Genomic DNA, 18,467 nt, shown 5'->3' on the forward strand with positions numbered 1-18,467 from the left:
GAATGAGTTGTAAAGCCAACACAGGACATTATGAAACGTCGCCGCTTTTCATAAACTTGCCGGCGTTTTTATGAATCAACCGCCTGCATGAAAAAACTATCCATCGTTCTGTTTCTTGCTTACGTGCTTGTTTTGATCAAGCTGCTTTTTTTCAAAGTGCGGCTTGCCTTTTCCACCATTGATATTGCGGGAAATGAAAAAGCTTCGTTTAAAACGCTCTATGACGGCTCTAACTTTATTCCGCTTTACAGGATTTATTACTACGCCAGCGGACAGGAACCGTACCTGGTGGGAATGCTGAACATCTTTGGCAATATTTTGCTGTTTGTCCCGATGGGATTTTTTCTACCGTATTTTTTTAAACGCATCAACAGCTATAAGCGGTTGGTCTTGCTTGCAGGATTTATGAGTTTGTGCATCGAGGTGCTTCAGCTTATTACAGCCACCGGTGAGTTTGATGCTGACGATGTGCTACTAAATACCGTTGGTGCGTTGATCGGTTATTTCGTATTTGCAAGAACGAAACATCTTTTCCGCAAGCCGCCTTCGAATACAGATGCATTGGAATAACAATAAAAAACCGGAAGTTTCCTGATGAAGTTCCGGTTCTTGTGGACTGTACTGGATTCGAACCAGTGACCCCTACTCTGTCAAAGTAATGCTCTAAACCAACTGAGCTAACAGTCCGGGGCGGTAAATGTAAAATCTAAAATTTAAAATGATGAATGTAAAATCGGGAGACAGTTTTATATTTTAGATTTTACAGTCAACATTTTAAATTTCCCGTCTCCGCTGCAATTCTTTTTTAATCAACGACAGCTCTCTTCCTGTTTGTCCGCCAACGGACGTATTCTCCTGCGCTCTTCGCATCAGGTAAGGAACAACGTCTTTTATAGGCCCGAACGGAAGATACTTGCTCACGCTGCAACCCGCCCGTGCAAGGTTAAACGTAATGTTGTCGCTCATGCCGTAAAGCTGGCTGAAATGAACGTGCGGGTGGTTGTGCGGATAACCCTTTTCGTCGAGCAACTGCGTTGTCAGCAGGTTGCTGTATTCGTTGTGCGAAGCCACAATCACGGCAATGTTCTCCAGGTGATCAATGCAGAAGCGCACCGCATCGTTGTAATCTCTGTCGGTGCTTTCTTTGTCGGGTTGGATGGGCGAACGGTATCCTTTTTCCGCTGCCCGTGCTCTTTCTTTTTCCATGTACGCACCGCGAACGAGCTTCATGCCCAGGATAAAATTTCGCTCCAGCGCTGCTTCGTAGCATTGTTTTAAAAAAGTCAATCTGTCCCAGCGGTAAAGTTGCGCAGTGTTATAGACAACGGGTTTTTCCTTGTTGAACTCGTCCATCATCAACATCGTCAGCGCATCCACCGGGTCTTGAATCCATGTTTCTTCAGCATCTACCAAAAAGCCAATCTTCGCCGCTGCTGCCGCGTCGCAAATTTTACGAAAGCGGGTTTGAACGGCGTTCCATTCGTTTACCTCACCCGCCGACAAAAGCATCAGCGCACGGTTGTATTTTTTTATGAGCGTGTCTTCAGGCGCCTCGTGCATCAGGTTGTCCAAACGTTCCAGCAAACCAAAGCGTGCAAAGCCCGTTACTTTCACGCTCATGTACGGAATGTTCGGCTGCGTTGCGGCAAATTGAATCACGCGGATAAATTCATCGCAGGCATGATCGTAAGCGGCTTCGCCTTGTGCGCCTTCCACGCCGTAATCAAGAATTACTTTCACGCCGTATTTGCCCAGTTGTTGCGCCACCGGAACGGTTTCTTCCAGCGTTTCGCCGCCCACAAACTGGCTGAAGATGGTGCTGCGAACCAGGCCGTTTACCGGCAGGCCTTTTTTTATTGACCACGGTGCTAATTGCGCACCCAACTTGACGATCCACGGTTGCCCCATGAGCGAAAAAAGAAAACGGGCTTTCTTTAATTCCTTGTTGGATTTATAAGCAAAAGCAATCGCGGTGTTGTCAAAAGAAATCGGATCGTTCATAGCGGGCAAAAGTAGGAAAAGGTTTGAGCTTAAAAGAAGGATCAGCCTTAAGGTCGTTGCGGAGATACGCTTTCTGCATCGGGAAGTTTCTGTTCTTCTTTTTTACGAATCCCAAAATTGTAACGAAGAAAAAGACCGACGCGCTGGCTGTCTGTTTTGCGCGAACCCGAAACGCTTACGCTGCCCTGGCGGAGCACGAAATCATTTTTATTGGTGTAAAAAAGATCCTGCAACGACAGGTTCAGCGTCAGTTTGCGGCTCATCAACTGCTGGCTGATGCCCATGTTGAGCTGCCCGAAATTTGATACTTCGTAAAACTGCAACTGACCGTTGGTCATTAAAAATCCATTGACGAAAATATTGGTGGTAGACGTGGCTTTGAAATTATGGTAGGTGAAAAAGCGCCAACTTCCCCGCTTGAACGAAAGCGGCTTGTTTTCATAGGTGCCTTCGTAAAAATTGTGATTGTACTGCGCGCCAATTACAAAGAAATATTTTTTCCCCGGCGGCAAAGCGCCCAGCGCACGGAAATACATTTCCCTGTTCTTTCCCAGGTTATCATAGGTGCGGTAAGCCTGAGTCTTGTTGCTGTCGGCCTGGTAAATGACCTGGTTAAAAATGTCTTTTGTATCGTTCATGCCCACGGCAAAAATGGGCCGCTCGTCCACCGAAATATTGGCTTCGTAGGTTTGCGTAAACTGCGGTCGTAGCGCAGGATTGCCTCTCTCTGAAAGGTATTGATCCACGTATTTGGCAAAGGGATTCAACTGGTCGTAACCCGGCCGGGCAATGGTGCGGCGATAAACAAGAAAGGCCCGCAGATCATAACCCGCTATTTTCATCAGCTTCTTGCTTAAATAAGCATAGGGAAACAAATCGGTGCGGTGCACGGCAAACGTGGTGTCCGATGGAATGACCTGATGACCGTTCATGTTGGTATTTTCTAACCTTGCGCCGGCTTTCAAAATAACGTCTTTTGCAAAGGTTTTAGAGGCCTGCAAGTACGCTGCGTTGATGTTTTCCGTGTATTGAAACTTGTTGGTTCGGCTAAAATCTTTTACCGCGCCGCCAGTTTCGTTTTTGAAATAAGCCGCATCGCTGTGATACGAGAGTACAGATGATTTTACGCCGGCTTCAAGAGAAATATTTTGCCTGAACTTTTTTTTGAAGTCGGAAGTAAAAACAAAATTATTGCGATCGTTATCTGGCGATCCATACCCGGTGGAAGAAAAACTGAACGGCAGAGAAAACACATTGCTGTATTGTTGATTGATACGGTTTTGATCGTACGAAAAATAAAAGTCGTTCGACCAGTCGGCGGTGGAACCAATCTTGCGGGAGAAGGTGATGCCGTTGTTCACGCGGAAATAATTCCCGCTGTAATCCGTTTTGTTTAAACTGTTGCTTAGTATTTGGTGATTGCTGTTGTTGGTTATGCGATTGGTGTTGGCTGTTTGGTTATCGAAGGTTTGATAGATCACACTTCCGGCAAAATCAAGAAACCATTTTTTTCCCAGCGAATCGGAATAGCCATAACTTAAAAAATAATTGGTGGCCGGGTACGTGGTGAAAGCATCCTGCTGAAGCAAGGTATCTTTCGACAAGAACCTGTCCGTTTGAATCCGGTCAAAACTGTTGCGGCGGTTGTAATTTACGTTGATGTAATAGGCCCGCTTGCCATCGCTGTTGTTTAAATTAAAACCGGCAAACTGGTTTCCGTAATGTCCCTGGTTGGCGCCAATGTTTATACTGCCCGTTAGTCCAATCTTGATGCCCTTTTTCAACACGATGTTTACAACGCCGCCACTGCCCGATGCATCGTACTTGGCCGAAGGCATGCGCAAAATTTCAATAGAAGAAATGGCATTGGGCGGAAGGCTTTTTAAGATAGTGGCAACGTCCGCTGCACTCATTCTTTGCTCTCTTCCGTTAATGTAAACTTTGGCCGGCGTGGTGCTACTGATGTAAATATTGCCATCGGGATCAACAAAAAGCCCCGGCGTTTTTTCCATGATTTCGTAAGCGTTTGTTGACACGTTCGCAAGCGGCTCTGGGTCAACAATCGTTTTGTCGTCTTCCTGCCGTATGAGTGGGCGCCGTGCTGTAACAACAACGGTATTCAATGTTTTGGAAAGCGGTTTTGCCACCAATCGAAACTGCGGCGCATCGCCTTTTACGGTGATGTTGATTTGCAGCGGTTCGTAGTTCACCGAGCTTGCACGAACAATGTATAAACTGTTTTGCAGTAAGGTAAAAACAACGCGGCCAAGACTATCGGCCGTCTTTGTTTGCGTCAGCATTGAATCGGCTACGGCAATAACGGTAACCGTGGCGGCGCCAAGCGGTTCGCCTTTTGCGCCAACAATGCTAAATTTTACGGGTACTTCCTGGGCGTAAGCAAAAGCAGCAAGAAAAACAGCAAGGCAGAGGCATAGCAGTCGGGACATAGAAAATAAAATTAAAAGCAGTTCTCGGTTGTGAATTTTCATTTAACAAATAGATAAGCCTCCAAAGAAAAAACCGGTTGATTTCTCAACCGGTTTCGCGTTTCAATTTAAATGCGATTACACCTTCACCATCCAACCATACTTGTCTTCTCTCCTTCCCTCACGAATATCAGTAAGCCATTTTTTTATCGTGGGTGCGGTGCGCCATTTGTCGGTATCGAAGTTCATCACAAAATCTTTGTAGCGCAATTCTTTAATCATGGTGATTGTGGCTGCCGTTCCGGTCCCGAACACTTCATACAAAACACCGGCTTTGTAGGCGTCTATGATTTCGTCAATGCTCAACGGCCGTTCTTCAACGGTGAAGCCGGCTTCTTTCAGCAGCGTTAATGCGCTGTCGCGGGTTACACCGGCAAGGATGGTTCCCGCGCCCAGGTCCGGCGTAATGGCTTTGTCGCCGATGATGAAAATAACGTTCATCGTCCCGATCTCCTGCACGTATTTGTGTTCGAAGGCATCGGTCCACAACACTTGGTCGTAGCCTTTTTTCTTTGCCTGCGCCGTGGCATACATCGAAGAACCGTAGTTGCCTGCGGCCTTTGCATAGCCGATGCCACCGGGCACGGCACGCACGTATTGTTCTTCTACATAAATACGCATCGGTGCGTTGTAATACGGGCCCGTTGGGCTTAAAATGTTCAGGAATTTATAATTCTCCGACGGACGAACGCCGATGACTTCATCGCTTGAAAACATAAACGGACGAATGTAGAGTGAGTGGTCGGGAATTTGCGGAATCCAGGCTTTGTCCAATGCGACCAACTGCTTCATGCCTTCAATAAAAATTTCTTCGGGTACCTGCGGCATGGCCATTCTTTCCGCTGAAATGTTGAAGCGCTTGAAGTTGTCGTACGGACGAAAAATGAACGCATCGCCTTCGGCATTTTTATAGGCTTTGATGCCTTCAAAAATCGCTTGTCCGTAATGCAGTGCAGCCAGTGAAGGGCTGAGCAGCAAGGGTTGATAGGGTTTAATTTCCGCATTCTTCCATTCGCCGCCTTCGTAATCGGCTTCCAGCATGTGGTCGGTAAAATCGCGGCCAAAGGGCAGGTTCTCCAGGCTGAAGCCCGCCAGTTTACTGTGTTCTGTTTTGTTCACGGTTACATCAATTGTTGTTGCAAGCATATCGTTTATTTTAGCGCAGCAAAGAAACAAAAAGATTCCTGCAAAAACGTTAGAGAAAACCGCGCCAATGAGCCTGAACAATATTTCATTACCGCCTTCGCTGCTGGCTGATTTATACGCTAATGTGCTGGTGCAAAGTCAAACCGGCGCTACAGCCGAAGAGAAGCCTGTGTCCTTTTTGGGTAAAAACAAAAAGCACATTCTTATACTCGTTAACCAAACAGATGCGGCTTATTTGCCCGAAAAAGAATTGCAATTTTTAACCGCCGTACTCTCTGCCTGCCAATTGGATCTTTCGCATGTGGCCATTGTAAACTGGGCTTTGCTGGAAGAAAAATCTCTGGCGGTTTTGCAGCGGCAACTTTCTCCACAAAAACTTTTGTTGCTTGATATAAAGCCGGAAGAAGCCGGCTTGCCGGAGGTTCAAGTATATGCGGTACAAGCACAAAATGAATTTGAATTTGTGGCCGCGCCGGCGCTTGCCGAAATCGAAAAAACAAAGCAGGCAAAAAGCAATTTGTGGGTTGCGCTTAAACAGTTGTTCTGCCTGTAAGCTTTTCATCGGATAAAATGCTTTCACCGATAAATCCCAACATGAAATTAATTTTTGCAACCAACAACCGGCATAAGGTTGATGAAATAAAAGCCGTTCTCCCCGATTATTTTCAAATCGTCACGCTGAAGGAAGCGGGCATTGACATTGACATTCCCGAACCACACGATACGCTTGAAGCAAACGCCGAAGAAAAGGCAATCACCATTTTTCGGATGACCGACACGGCTTGCTTCAGCGAAGACACAGGCCTTGAAGTTTTTGCGCTCAACGGCGAACCTGGCGTGCACAGTGCCCGTTATGCCGGCGAGGAAAAATCTTTTGCAAAAAACATTGAAAAGCTGCTGAAAAATTTAGAAGGCAAAGAAGACCGCAGCGCACAATTTCGTGCGGTGATTTGTTTGATTGTTGAAGGGAACGTTGATTTTTTTGAAGGCGTTTGCAAAGGTCAAATCATTGCCGAACAAAAAGGCACCGAAGGCTTTGGCTACGATCCGGTTTTTATACCGGACGGCGCAACCAAAACCTTTGCGGAAATGAACATGGACGAAAAAAATTTTTACAGCCATAGAAGAAAAGCCGTAGACAAATTAGTAGCCTTCCTGGGCGGCAAAAACACCGGTCATTAGTGGTTAAAACGGAATAGGTTTTACATAAGCGCGGTACTTGTCCACGTCAATGAGGCGCACGTCTTTTAAATTCTGTTTCTTGTACGTATCCATACCGCTTGCCAGGGCAAGATTAAACTGCTCGATGTACGCTTTGTTTTTTTCCGCAGCCGTTTTCGCCTTGTTTAAATACATTGAATTCGACAGCAGGGTCGTTTCTAAAAAGGCAACGTTCTTCTTTGTTTTATCGGTGTAGTAACCCAAAAAACAATGGCCTGGAATGAGCACCATTAGCGGCGAGATGCCGATTTTTCTAAGAATGGAAGCAAAAACAACGGTGCCGTCAACACAATTTGCCTGCTGTGTTTTCAACGCGTTGTCAAAGGTTCGCACCGCCTGGCTGGCCATTTTATCGCTGGTACCGGCGGTAGGCGTAATGCTGCTGTATTGAAATCCGCGGTCGTGCAAAACCCGCCAGATGGCGGCCACTTGCCGGTGCGTATTTTCTTCGTTGCCCTGGTAACCGCTAATGGCCGTCACCATTTTTGTGTTCAGCGCTTCTTTTAAGATCTTGTCTATTTCGGGATCTTCTTCCTGAATGAAAGCCGTAAACAAAAAACTAAGATCTAAATCTTTGTATTGATAGAGGCAATCGTTTACGCTGCGAAGAAGCAAAGGCATCAGCTTTTCTACTTTGTTATCGTCTTCGTCAAACAACCGGAAATAAACGTTGATGGGTGTGCTGGCCAGTTGCTTTGCCAGTTCGTCGTAGTGCCAGGGAATTTCAGGCATCAAATACACTTCGCTTCCGGCTTGTGCGTACAAAAAAGAGCCGCTTAGTTTGTCGAAGTATTTTTTATCAACGCATTCAATCTCCCACTTCAGCGGAATGTTTGCTTTTTGGCTGATGATGCGAAAGCCAAGCGGCCGGCTGATGGCTTCCATCTCGCCTTCAATTTTTCCTTTGTAAGTTGCCATGCTGATAATCGTTGACGGAAACAGTTGCCCGTCGAAATACGTAACGGGCTCCCATTTTAAATTCGTGAATTCGCCTTTCTTGATTTTCGGTTTCGTTACATCGGCCGGCGGAACATTTCTCACGTCATCGCCGTTATTGCCTTTGACCACTTTTACCGTTTTGCCAAATTCAGCCGACGTTCGGTTGGCCGCGTTTACAAATTGAGCGGTTGTGTTCATCAGCGTAGTAGCGTCCCGCACCGTTTTGGTTATCTTATCCAGTTTTATTTGCGCACTTACGCACTGAACGAAGAGAAGAGCTGCACATACGGAAACGATTGTCCGTCCGGATTTTTTAGAAGACGTAAAGGCAAACATGACGCTGCGGTTTTATTGTGAAAAAATTGTTTCTCCGATTTGTCAGGATAGGGTGAACCAAATATTCAAAACTCTTTTCAGCAGCGGTACGATGTATCAACGGTTCTTTGCAAGAGATGTTGGCAGAGCAGACACGGATGGCTGTGGTGCGGAAGTCGGCGCCGGTCATTCTAAGTTAGGCTAAAATCTGGGGAAACAGCTCTTGCACAAGCGTTGGAGCGGCCTCACCTTTTTAAAGGTTCAGGCCTTTTTGTTCGTCCAAAGAGAAAAAGGCTTGGCGAAGGCGGTAAAATAATTCCATGCCGAAAAGATTTAATGTCAACATTTGTTACCGAAAAAGCCGGAAAAGCTCTGGTTTTATTTTTGAAGCAATCCCAGACAAAAGAAACAAATATTGAACGGCGTAAGCAACCAATGGCACAGCGACAGCGACTTATTGGAAGGGTGCATCAGGGGCGACCGGAAAATGCAGCACGAATTGTATGACCGTTTTGCGCCAAAGATGTACGGTGTATGCTTGCGGTATGCTGCCAATACAGAAGAAGCCGAGGACATTTTGCAGGAAAGCTTCATCAAGGTGTTTAAAAAAATTGCCTCGTTTCGCAAAGAAGGTTCGTTTGAAGGGTGGATCCGGCGCATTTTTGTAAACACCGCCATTGAGCATTACCGCAAGAAGATTTACCTGCAACCAATAACTGAGCACGAAGAGAATACGGTGGAAGGCGGTTACCTTTCGGTGCTTGACAACCTGGCGGAGAAAGACATCATCAGCCTGGTTCAGCAGCTTTCGCCGGGATACCGTACCGTGTTTAACATGTACGTTGTGGAAGGCTACTCGCACAAGCAAATTGCCGAGCAGTTGGGCATCAGTGAAGGCACCAGTAAGTCGCAGTTATCAAGAGCGAAACAGATTTTGCAGGATTTGGTGAAGACATTTATAGAAGAACGAAAACAAATGCCGGAACAATGAACAGCAACCTTCAAAAGAAGCTTTTCCATTTTGAAGCGCCACCGCCAAAAAAAACCTGGGAGAAAATTGCTGAAGCACTGAACGAAGAAATGTCGTTTGCGCAGCGCCTGTACCGTTACGAAGAAACACCTCCCTTCGCAAGTTGGAAGGTTATTGAATCCTCCTTGCAGGAGCCGCAAACAACGGCAAAAGTTGTTCCGTTCATCACCCGTTACAAAGCACCGCTTCGCTACATCGCCGCGGCAAGCATGATTGCCGTGACGCTGGTTATCGTTAACCTGAGCATTCGGCACACCGCTGCCGGATCGCTGGCAAGCACGAGCAAAAGAGAGCACCCCCTTCAGCAGGCTTTGCAAAAAAAGAACGACCAGAAATTTTCGGACACACCCGAAACAACCGGACCACTTACCGCTGTCGCGCCGCGCATAAACGCAGGGAATCACAAAGGCGATTTTATCGCCCCCAAAAGAACCCTTGCCTATATACAGCCGCAAACTATTTTCCCGGTATTGTCGCTGCGCAAAACCTTTATACCAAAACAGGTAAAAGAAAAAACATTCTTCGACCAATCTTCGGCCGATGATTTCATGGTGTACAGCGATGGGGACGGCGACGTTATGAAACTGTCCAAAAAATTGTTCAGCCTTGTTTGCTGCAAAGACGGCGACGGCAGTTGCAAGACGCGTCTCCAACGGCTTCGGCAAACACTTTCGGCAAGTGTGGCCTCTGCAGATTTTGTCGGCATGATTGATATGCTGCGCCAGTTGCAATGAAGCTGGAAGTTGGAGGTTGGGCGTTTCGTGTTACGTGTGATCGCCTTTCGCTTCTTATCACTCAAACATATAATTGCTGCGTTCGTGTATTCAGCGAATAAACTTCCAACCTCCAACATCCAGCTTTCAACTTTAGTTTTGCGCATGGCTCGAATCAAAATTCATCTTCCTGATACCTTTTCTTTTTTTGCCCGCATACCGGTTCGCATTACTGATGTGAATTACGGCAACCATCTTGGCAACGATGCGCTTCTTTCCCTCATTCACGAAGCCAGAATGCAGTATTTAAAAAGTTTAGGCTTTACCGAAATGGAATTTGCCGGCGTTGGTTTAATTATGAGCGATGCGGCCATTGAATTTAAAGCCGAAGCCTTTTACGGCGATGTCCTGAAAGTTTACGTTGCGGCAGCGGATTTCAGCAAAATTGGTTTTGACTTGTATTACGAATTGGTGAAAGAGGAGGCCGAAGCAACCATCGCTGTTGCCAAAACCGGCATGGTCTGCTTTGATTATACAAAGCGAAAGGTGACGGCCGTACCGCAAGAAGCAAAAGAGAAAATGTCTGAACCATGATTTATAGGATTTTGAGGATTCGGCGGAAATGAAAACACCCCGATAAAGCAAGAGTCGTCCAGCAATGAACGACTCCTTTATTTCCTATTAATCTTTTAATCCCCAAATCCGGGTTCAGACAGTCCATATCCGCCAGCTTGCTTCCGCCTGTTCAATCAGCATTTGTTGACCGTTGCAAATTTGAGCGCCACGCTTTTCCCCTTCCGCAAGGAATTTTGTTTTGGGCGGATTGTAAATCAGGTCGAACAAAAAATGCTGCGGCGTGATAAATTCATAAGGAATGGGGGGATCGGCATTGATGTTTGGATACATGCCCAATGGCGTTGTATTGATGATGAGATGATGCGTAGATAAAACTTCTTCGCCCAAATCTTCGTAACCACATTGCCCTTCTTGCTTGTGCCGGCTTACCAATTGCGGCTCTATGCCCAATTCATTTAATACGTACCAAATGGCCTTGGAAGCGCCCCCGGTTCCCAATACCAATGCTTTTTTATGATGCGGCCTTAACTGCGGTTCAAGTGATTTACGAAAGCCGATAACATCGGTGTTGTAGCCGGTTAAATTTTCGCCTTCAATTTTAATGGTATTGCAAGCGCCGATGGCTTCTACCACATCATTCTTATCGGTCAGGAATTGTAGCACTTCCTCTTTGTAAGGAATGGTTACGTTCAGTCCTTTTAAGTCGGGACGCTCCGAAAGAAGAAGCGGAAATTCTTCAACGGTTTTCAATTCAAAGTTTTCGTAAACGGCATCGCTAATGCCTTCTTCTGCAAACTTTTTCGCGAAATAGCTTTTTGAAAAAGAATGCGTCAATGTACGGCCGAGCAAGCCATAGCGTTTCATTGCCCCGTTACTTTGTTCAGGAATAGATGAAAGGTGTCGCCGCGAAGACCAATACGCATGGCTTCCAGCGGTATGACTTCCGTGGGTGCAATGTTGCCCAAGTTTACGTTGCATCCAAGCAGTTCGATGAAGTAAAGCTGTTGCGCTTTTTGCGGCGCTTCCCAAATGATTTTCTCGCCGGGAATTTGGGTAAGAATTTCCTGCACCAAGCCTTCCCGCACTTCGCCGCTGCCGCGGTAAATGCCCACGTTACCAGCCTCGCGGGCTTCGGCAATCACGTAAGTAGCGCCGGCAGCCAGTTCGGCTCGCATCAGTTCAATCCATTTATACGGTGGAATAATGTGCTCGGCATCTTTGCTGCCCACTTCGCTCAGCACGGTTCCGTATTTGGTGAGCTTTTCAATGTAGCCGCATTTCTCGGCATGTGGAATGGTAATAGAGCCGTCGCTCACTTCCATGTAGCTTATACCAAATTCTTTACAAACTGCTATGTAATCGTCAAACTGGTTGCGGATCAAAAACGCTTCAAACAAGGTTCCTCCAAAATAAATCGGCAGGTCGTAAGAACGATAAACTTCCAGTTTCTCTTTCAGGTTTGGCGTCACAAAAGAAGTTCCGAAGCCAAGCTTTATAATGTCAACGTGTGGGTGTGCAACGCTCAAAAAATTTTTTGCTTCTTCTACGCTAAGGCCTTTGTCCATGACCATGGTAACGCCTGCCGTGCGTGGACTTTGAAAGCGTTCCGGAATTTGCGAAAGATTAAAATTCATTCAGTAGCTGATTAAAATTGCGGGCAAAAATAGGGAAGTAATTTTTTGCCGCTACCGATTTCGTTTGTACCGTGCTATCATGTCCACAACCTGCGCTTTTTGCAACATGGCCGGATTGAGTTGGACTAACTTTTTCACTCCTTTGGGCGAAGCTGTTAACCCTTTTTCCAAAAACAACAACGCTTCTTTTGGTTTATTGAGCGCAAACAAGACGGCGCTGAGATAATAAAAAAAGACGGGTTTACCGCCCGTATGTTTAAGTGCAGACAAGGTTTGCTGGCGGGCTTCGGGATAATATTCTGCAAGGTATAAACAGCGAATCAGCGCTTCCCACCCGGAGATATTTCTTGGTCTTACACGCACTGCCGTTGACAAAAACTGCACGGCTTCTCTTGTTTCTTCCATCTGCAGCAGGCATTCCCCCATAAGCAGGTTATACTCGTGCTGGTTACGATGAATTTTCAGGGCAGCTTCCAATTGTTTTGCAGCGCTGGCCCATTGTCCTTCGTTGAAATACGTGCAAGCTATTTTATAATACAACTTGCTGTCTTCGGCGTTTAAATGCGAGGCTTTGCGGTAGTGAAAACGGGCCTGCGCATAATTGTGCATCCGGTCATAGCAATGGCCGATGGCTTCGTAAATCACTTCTTCCGGCTTGGATAACTCCAGCACTTTTTCCAGTGCCTCAATGGCTTCTTTGTATTTGCGAATACGGATGTAGGCATCGCCAACGTTGCGGTAGGCATAATCAAATTTTTCGTCAATGGCGATGGCGTATTGATACGCATCAATGGCTTTTTCGTAAAGCTTCAATCCTTGGTAGGCCGCCGCCAAATTAAACCAAGCCAGTTCGTTGAAAGGATGTTCGTCAATGATTTTCAGGTGAAGCCGGATGCTTTCTTCGTTGCGCCCGGTGAAGTCGGTCCAAAAGCAGATTTTGTAAAGGGCTTCTTCATTGGTTGGTTCTTCTTCCAAAATCACGTTTAAACAATCGAACACTTTATCAAATTCTTCGTAATCGTCGTATACATCAGCCAGTTCAAAAAGCAATTCAATTTTTTCTTCGCCTTCAAAATTTTGGATGGCCGTTTGCAAAAGTTCAACCGCTTCTTCCTGCCGGTCCAGAGCCAGGTAAACATCTGTTTTCAAGATGAAGAGGTTGATGTCTTTGGCGTCAAATAGTTCGGCTTTTTCAAGCGTTTCCAAAGCCTGGTGATACTTTCGGGTAGCCAGCAGAAGATCGGCTTTTTTAATAAGGAGCAAAGAAGAGTAAGGGAAGTATTCCAACGCAGTTTCCGCAGCCTCAAGCGCCTTGCTGATTTCTTCTTTTTCGTCGTAGTAGTCAATGATTTTTTCGAAAGCCTCTTCTTCGATAAAACTGCCGTGACCGTTCCGAAGATTGTTGTACAGTTTGAGAAGTTCGTCTATTCCGTCCTTGTCTTCTTGCGGGTATGCTTTCATAATAATGATCTCCTCTTAAACAAAGTAAGCCGAATCCGGCAAATTTTCTATTTATAGACAACAAAATCCATGCACTTGCGTTAATAGAATTATAAAGAAAAAGGCCCAAAGTTGAAAGATTGTTAATAAATGATGCTACCTTCGCCGCAACAATGAACCTAAACACCGCTAAAATGAACCGCCTTCTTAAGAGAAAAGTCGCTACACTGTTGCTGGTAACAGCTTCGGTAGCTGCCTTTGCTACTTTGGGCGATGACGGTGGAAAAAGAGGTCGCAAAGAGAATTCCTCCTTCTCACTTTACAGCGCAAAAAATTTTTCTCTTCGTTCCAATTACAATTACAAAAGCAACAGTTTGTTCAGCCAGCCGGAGAGAAAAGAATTTATCATGCTGAACCCAATGGTGACGTACCAAAAAGGAAATGCCGCTTATGTATTGCCGTTGAAAAAAATGCCGCTTTTGGGAAAAATCACCTTCTCCTGCACTCCCCAGAAGTATTAAATTATTTTCCGCCTTTACTTTCCTGGTAGGTCATAACCCGGTACCCCGATTTGGGCAATTCGAATTTTGACGCCGGTACGGGTGCAAAGCTCACTTTTGAAGCCGTGTACGTAACCTTTAAATTGCCCAATGTTGTCTCGTATTCCAAGGCAAGACCGGGCAGGTTTCTATTCACGTATTGAAAGTCTTTGTTGTCCACCACAATGTCAGGTGTATACCAAACTGTGAACGTTGTGCCGTCAGCCAGGTTGCCGATCGCTTTTTTAGCCACAAATCCCTGAATTGTTTTTGTAGCCGAAGGATCAAATGTGAAGCTTACGTTTTCGTATTTTTTATTTACGTCGGCCCAGTTGGCAGGCGTAAGGCTAATCATGTACTTCTGCTCACCGTATTCTTTTAATATCGTAATTTCTTTTTTGTCTCCTACTTGGTTGATGATGGTTGATTGCGTGCCAAGAGAACTCACCATCTCGGTGCGGCTTTTACCAGGCTTGAGATAGACTGCGTTTGTGGCGCCGTTTAAAAACTCACCGTTCTGTGGCTTTTCAGCACTCGTGCTAATGGTGATGTCGTAAAAGATAGAACCCTCCGTCAGTTTTTTTTGTGCCCACGCAGACGCAGAGAAAAAAACCGAAATGATCATTAAGCCAATGCTGTATCTAAAAATTCGTTTCATAACTGTGTTATCTTCTATCAAGACGAAGCAAATGTCGGCAAAAGTTGCGCAATCATTTTTTTCGTGCTAGATCTTAGACGAAGGAAAACCGTTGGGATTAATAATGCAAGGAATGATTTTGTTAATGTTGAAAAGAAAAAAGCGCCTTGCTTTTGGCAAGATGCTTTTGATCAACGTCTGCGGTTTTAAAACTTTAATTCGATGCGGTTGTTTTTGGGATTTACATCGGCCATGCGGCCCGAGGGATCTATTTCAACCGCTGTTATATCGGTAAGCTTGCGGTTAGTAGAAACGGTGAAATTTGGACTGGTCCAACGCCACGGTGCATATACCTTGCGATTTTCCTGTCCGTTCTCGGCGGGCTTTTCGCCAAACATTTGATAAGCGGGAACGTAATGCCATTCGCTGCTGCCATCTTTGAACGTAATTTTTATATCAACAGGCATGGGCATTACGCCAATCTTAGCCAATCGAATATTGGTAGCGCCGCCCGCCTCCCACAGGCTGTCAATGCCGTAATCAATTGTTCTTGTTGTATTCACCCAGTATTCTTTGTACCAATCCAATTTTAGCCCGCTAACTTTTTCTGCCACGTGCATAAAATCATTCACGGCCGGTTCCTTAAATCGCCACAAGCGATAATACTCCAACAGAATCTTATCCCGCACCGCATCACCAACTACGTAACCTAATTGCGAAAGAAAAATTCCACCTTTCGAATACGAAGCAATGCTGTACGCAAAATTGGTATTGTAATGATCGGCGTGGGTGGACATCGGTTCTTCAAGCCCTGATCTTACCAAAGCCAGATAACTGTTGTATTCTCCCTCATGCGGAAACTCCTTTGTGTCGTGCAGAAAAGCAATGGTTTCGTTTTCGGCAAAAGTGGTAAAGCCTTCGTCCATCCATGGATACAAAGATTCATTCGTGCCCATCATTCCCTGGTACCAACTGTGTAAAAACTCGTGAACGGTAACGCCGTCGCCGGGACCGTTGATCATTGTAGCCATCGGGTATTCCATGCCGCCGTCGCCGCCGTGCACCCACGAATATTGTTTGTACGGATAAGGGCCAAACTTTTTTTCTACAAACGGAAATATCTTTTCCATCTTCGGTAACACTTGGTTCCATTCATCTACTCGCTTTACATCGCTTTTATCGTACAACACATGAAGCGTTAAATCGGAACGGATTTTTTTTGAGAGGTGAACAAAATCGGGGTCGGCCGCCCAGGCAAAATCATGCACGTTTGGTGCACTAAATTTCCACACCAGCTTGTTGCCCGCGGGACGCTGAACCGTTGTTCCTTTTTCTTCGTAACCGTAGCCAACTTGCGATGCATTTTGCAAGTAACCAGTTCCGCCAAGAATGTAACTTTTATCAATTGAAATCGTTACATCGTAGTCGCCCCAAACGCCATAAAACTCGCGGCCTACATAAGGCGTCGGATGCCAACCTTCGTAATCGTACTCACACATTTTCGGGTACCATTGGGTCATGGTATAGCGAACGTTTGTTTGCGGATTGTCTCTTCCGCTGCGGCGAATTTGCAAAGGCACTTGTGCGTCCCACTCCATGTCAAACGTTGCCTGCGATTTTGGAAGAATGGGCTTGTCAAGCAACACTTCCAAAATGGTTTCGCAGAGCTTTGTCTTTTGTTCGCGGCCGTTCATTTTTATCGACGTCACTTTTTCGTAACCAATTTCATCGGGCTTTAAATTGGCAATGCGGTCGCGAACACGAACATCCCAGTCGGGTACACGATTGCTGCCGCGTGGTACCAAGATTGTTCCTTGCCGGCGGCTGCGTTCGTCCATCATGCTGCCCGGCTGAAAGGCATTCCAGTAAAGGTGAAAAAAGACATGCGTTAATGTATCGGGTGAATTGTTCCAATACTCCAACTTTTGTTTGCCTTTGTATTGATTGGTTTGCACGTTCACATCGGCATTGATGGTGTACTTCACCCGTTGCTGCCACCGGTCGGGCTGCGCAAGAAGGGTGAAAGAGAAAAGGAGGAAAAGAGAAAGCGAAATTGTTTTCATGTGTCGTTTATTCTTTTGCATGTTCTGTTGTCTTTTGCGAAAGCCGTAAATGTATCGAAAAACAAAGCCCTCAAAATCGAGGGCTTTGTTTTATCCGAAGATTTTTAACGCTTAGGGCTTTGGTGCAGCGCTCAAAATTTCTTCCGATACACCAGCGGCGTATTTCTCAAAATTTTTCACAAACAAACCCGCAAGAAATTTCGCTTTTTGGTCGTAAGCGTTATTATCGCTCCAGGTGTTTCGCGGCATCAATACGTCCGTCGGTACGCCGGGCACTTCCTTTGGAATGGCTACGCCAAAAATTTCGTCGGAAACTTTTTCAACGTTATCCAACTTTCCTTCAAGCGCAGCGGTTATCATGGCTCTTGTGTAGGAAAGCTTCATGCGGCGGCCTACGCCGTAAGGGCCGCCGGTCCAGCCTGTATTCACCAACCAAACGTTTACGTTGTTCTCGTGCATTTTCTTCCCCAGCATCTCGGCATACTTGCCCGGATGCAGCGGCAGGAAAGGCGCACCAAAGCAAGCGCTGAAAGTAGGTTTTGGCTCTGTTACTCCCGTTTCTGTGCCGGCAACTTTTGCGGTATAACCCGAAATGAATTGATACATCGCTTGCCCTTTTGTTAGTTTGGAAATGGGCGGCAACACACCATAAGCATCGCAGGTTAAAAAGAAAATGTTTTTGGGCACGTTGCCAACTGATGGCTCCAATGCGTTGGAGATGAAATGCAAGGGATAAGAAACACGGGTATTTTCGGTGATGCTCCCGTCATCGAAATTAATCTGCTTTGTACCGGGATAGAACCGAACGTTCTCCACAATTGCGCCGGGACGAATGGCGTGAAAAATTTCGGGCTCTTTTTCTTCCGATAAATTAATCAGCTTGGCATAACAACCGCCTTCAAAATTGAAGACATTATCACTTGCCCAGCCGTGTTCGTCATCACCAATTAGCTTTCGTTTTGGATCAGCGCTTAAGGTTGTTTTTCCCGTGCCGCTCAATCCAAAGAAAATCGCCGTGTCGCCATCGCTGCCCATATTGGCACTGCAATGCATACTCAATACATTTTTTTCCAGCGGAAGAATGTAATTCAGAATGGAGAAAATGCCTTTTTTTGTTTCACCGGTATAACCCGTTCCCGCAATCAAAATGGTTCTGTGCTTGAACGAAACGATAACTGCGTTGTGCTGGCGAACGCCGCATTCTGTTGCATCCAGCTTTAAATCGGGAGCAGAAAGCAAGTGCCAGTCGGCTGTAAAATCATCCAACTCTTCTTCTGTGGGCCGGAGAAACATGTTGTAGGCAAACAAATTTGTCGAAGGCTTTTCGGTAATCACGCGAATGTTCAAACGGTAACGGGGATCGGCACAGGCGTAACAATCACGCACCCAAATTTCGTCCTTGTTGTTTAAGTAGTCCGCCATCTTTTTGTGAACGAGATGGAAGTACTTTTCTTCAATAGGAATGTTGAAATTGTTCCAGTGCACAGTGGTGGCAGTGGTTTCGTCTTTAACCGTAAACTTGTCGAGTGGCGCACGCCCGGTAAACTCGCCTGTGTTGATGGCAAGGGCGCCGCTGTCGGTTAACGTGCCCTCGCCCCTGCGCAAGGTGTCTTGCACTAATTCTTCGGGACTTGACTGGTAATGGATGTTGTCTGTGTGTTTTAATCCAATACGGATTAGGTTCTCCGTGGAGAACGAAACAATGGTAGGTACTGACATAAAAAGCA

Annotated in this window: 17 protein-coding genes and 1 tRNA gene; 7 read left to right on the forward strand and 11 right to left on the reverse strand. The window is 45.9% G+C overall.

The genetic code is table 11. The annotated features are described in order from the left end of the window. The first annotated feature begins 87 nt into the window (after positions 1 to 87). Positions 88 to 570, forward strand: coding sequence for a VanZ family protein (locus FSB75_RS08860; RefSeq protein WP_146785805.1), 483 nt, complete (start codon positions 88 to 90; stop codon positions 568 to 570). A 42-nt stretch (positions 571 to 612) separates the two neighbouring features. On the opposite strand, the gene FSB75_RS08865 is transcribed toward FSB75_RS08860, so the two are convergent. From FSB75_RS08865 to FSB75_RS08880, 4 genes are all read right to left on the reverse strand, one after another. After that, positions 613 to 687 (reverse strand) — tRNA-Val (locus FSB75_RS08865). A gap of 87 nt (positions 688 to 774) precedes the next feature. Further along, positions 775 to 2,001, reverse strand: coding sequence for a proline dehydrogenase family protein (locus tag FSB75_RS08870; RefSeq protein ID WP_146785808.1), 1,227 nt, complete (start codon positions 1,999 to 2,001; stop codon positions 775 to 777). A 47-nt stretch (positions 2,002 to 2,048) separates the two neighbouring features. Then, the gene (locus FSB75_RS08875) at positions 2,049 to 4,448 is read right to left on the reverse strand and encodes an outer membrane beta-barrel protein (RefSeq protein WP_172623105.1); all 2,400 of its coding nucleotides are present in this window, start codon (positions 4,446 to 4,448) and stop codon (positions 2,049 to 2,051) included. 117 nt (positions 4,449 to 4,565) lie between these two features. After that, positions 4,566 to 5,633 carry a branched-chain amino acid aminotransferase gene (locus FSB75_RS08880; RefSeq protein WP_146785815.1) on the reverse strand — a complete coding sequence of 356 codons (1,068 nt, stop codon included), beginning with the start codon at positions 5,631 to 5,633 and terminating at the stop codon, positions 4,566 to 4,568. Positions 5,634 to 5,700: 67 nt separating this feature from the next. Here FSB75_RS08880 and FSB75_RS08885 point away from each other — a divergent pair, with 67 nt between their 5' ends. Together FSB75_RS08885 and rdgB are read left to right on the forward strand one after the other, a co-directional pair. After that, positions 5,701 to 6,186 carry a hypothetical protein gene (locus FSB75_RS08885; protein ID WP_146785818.1) on the forward strand — a complete coding sequence of 162 codons (486 nt, stop codon included), beginning with the start codon at positions 5,701 to 5,703 and terminating at the stop codon, positions 6,184 to 6,186. Positions 6,187 to 6,227: 41 nt separating this feature from the next. After that, a complete protein-coding gene (gene rdgB, locus FSB75_RS08890; RefSeq protein ID WP_146785821.1) occupies positions 6,228 to 6,815 on the forward strand; it encodes an RdgB/HAM1 family non-canonical purine NTP pyrophosphatase in 588 nt (195 codons plus the stop codon). Between the two features lie 3 nt (positions 6,816 to 6,818). On the opposite strand, the gene FSB75_RS08895 is transcribed toward rdgB, so the two are convergent. Beyond that, entirely contained in the window at positions 6,819 to 8,129 is a 1,311-nt protein-coding gene (locus FSB75_RS08895; protein WP_146785824.1) for a hypothetical protein, read from the reverse strand. A gap of 394 nt (positions 8,130 to 8,523) precedes the next feature. On the opposite strand from FSB75_RS08895, the gene FSB75_RS08900 reads away from it, so the two are divergent. The 3 genes from FSB75_RS08900 to FSB75_RS08910 all read left to right on the forward strand — a co-directional run bounded on the left by FSB75_RS08900 (position 8,524) and on the right by FSB75_RS08910 (position 10,445). Next, positions 8,524 to 9,099: an RNA polymerase sigma factor gene (locus tag FSB75_RS08900; RefSeq protein ID WP_227990870.1), complete on the forward strand. Its 576-nt coding sequence runs from the start codon at positions 8,524 to 8,526 to the stop codon at positions 9,097 to 9,099. Next, on the forward strand, positions 9,096 to 9,872 hold the full coding sequence (locus FSB75_RS08905; protein WP_146785827.1) for a hypothetical protein: 777 nt from the start codon (positions 9,096 to 9,098) through the stop codon (positions 9,870 to 9,872). The genes FSB75_RS08900 and FSB75_RS08905 overlap by 4 nt, the downstream gene beginning before the upstream one ends. Positions 9,873 to 10,016: 144 nt before the next feature. Continuing rightward, positions 10,017 to 10,445 (forward strand): acyl-CoA thioesterase, encoded by a 429-nt coding sequence (locus FSB75_RS08910; protein ID WP_146785830.1) that lies wholly within the window; start codon positions 10,017 to 10,019, stop codon positions 10,443 to 10,445. Positions 10,446 to 10,559: 114 nt separating this feature from the next. Here FSB75_RS08910 and FSB75_RS08915 read toward each other — a convergent pair whose 3' ends face one another. Genes FSB75_RS08915 through FSB75_RS08925 form a run of 3 tightly spaced genes read right to left on the reverse strand, consistent with a single transcriptional unit; the run spans position 10,560 to position 13,522 of the window. After that, positions 10,560 to 11,291 (reverse strand): shikimate dehydrogenase family protein, encoded by a 732-nt coding sequence (locus FSB75_RS08915; protein WP_146785834.1) that lies wholly within the window; start codon positions 11,289 to 11,291, stop codon positions 10,560 to 10,562. Then, the gene (locus FSB75_RS08920; RefSeq protein WP_146785837.1) at positions 11,288 to 12,061 is read right to left on the reverse strand and encodes a phosphosulfolactate synthase; all 774 of its coding nucleotides are present in this window, start codon (positions 12,059 to 12,061) and stop codon (positions 11,288 to 11,290) included. The genes FSB75_RS08915 and FSB75_RS08920 overlap by 4 nt, the downstream gene beginning before the upstream one ends. 51 nt (positions 12,062 to 12,112) lie before the next feature. After that, a complete protein-coding gene (locus FSB75_RS08925) occupies positions 12,113 to 13,522 on the reverse strand; it encodes a tetratricopeptide repeat protein (protein WP_146785840.1) in 1,410 nt (469 codons plus the stop codon). A 173-nt stretch (positions 13,523 to 13,695) separates the two neighbouring features. On the opposite strand from FSB75_RS08925, the gene FSB75_RS08930 reads away from it, so the two are divergent. Then, a complete protein-coding gene (locus FSB75_RS08930) occupies positions 13,696 to 14,022 on the forward strand; it encodes a hypothetical protein (RefSeq protein WP_146785844.1) in 327 nt (108 codons plus the stop codon). A gap of 1 nt (position 14,023) precedes the next feature. Here FSB75_RS08930 and FSB75_RS08935 read toward each other — a convergent pair whose 3' ends face one another. The 3 genes from FSB75_RS08935 to pckA form a co-directional block, all read right to left on the reverse strand. Further along, positions 14,024 to 14,698: a hypothetical protein gene (locus tag FSB75_RS08935; RefSeq protein ID WP_227990872.1), complete on the reverse strand. Its 675-nt coding sequence runs from the start codon at positions 14,696 to 14,698 to the stop codon at positions 14,024 to 14,026. A 185-nt stretch (positions 14,699 to 14,883) separates the two neighbouring features. Next, positions 14,884 to 16,740 (reverse strand): M1 family metallopeptidase, encoded by a 1,857-nt coding sequence (locus FSB75_RS08940; protein ID WP_146785847.1) that lies wholly within the window; start codon positions 16,738 to 16,740, stop codon positions 14,884 to 14,886. Positions 16,741 to 16,851: 111 nt separating this feature from the next. Further along, a complete protein-coding gene (gene pckA / locus FSB75_RS08945) occupies positions 16,852 to 18,459 on the reverse strand; it encodes a phosphoenolpyruvate carboxykinase (ATP) (RefSeq protein ID WP_146785851.1) in 1,608 nt (535 codons plus the stop codon). Between the last annotated feature and the right edge of the window lie 8 nt (positions 18,460 to 18,467).

Source organism: Flavisolibacter ginsenosidimutans, assembly GCF_007970805.1.
Classification (GTDB): domain Bacteria; phylum Bacteroidota; class Bacteroidia; order Chitinophagales; family Chitinophagaceae; genus Flavisolibacter; species Flavisolibacter ginsenosidimutans.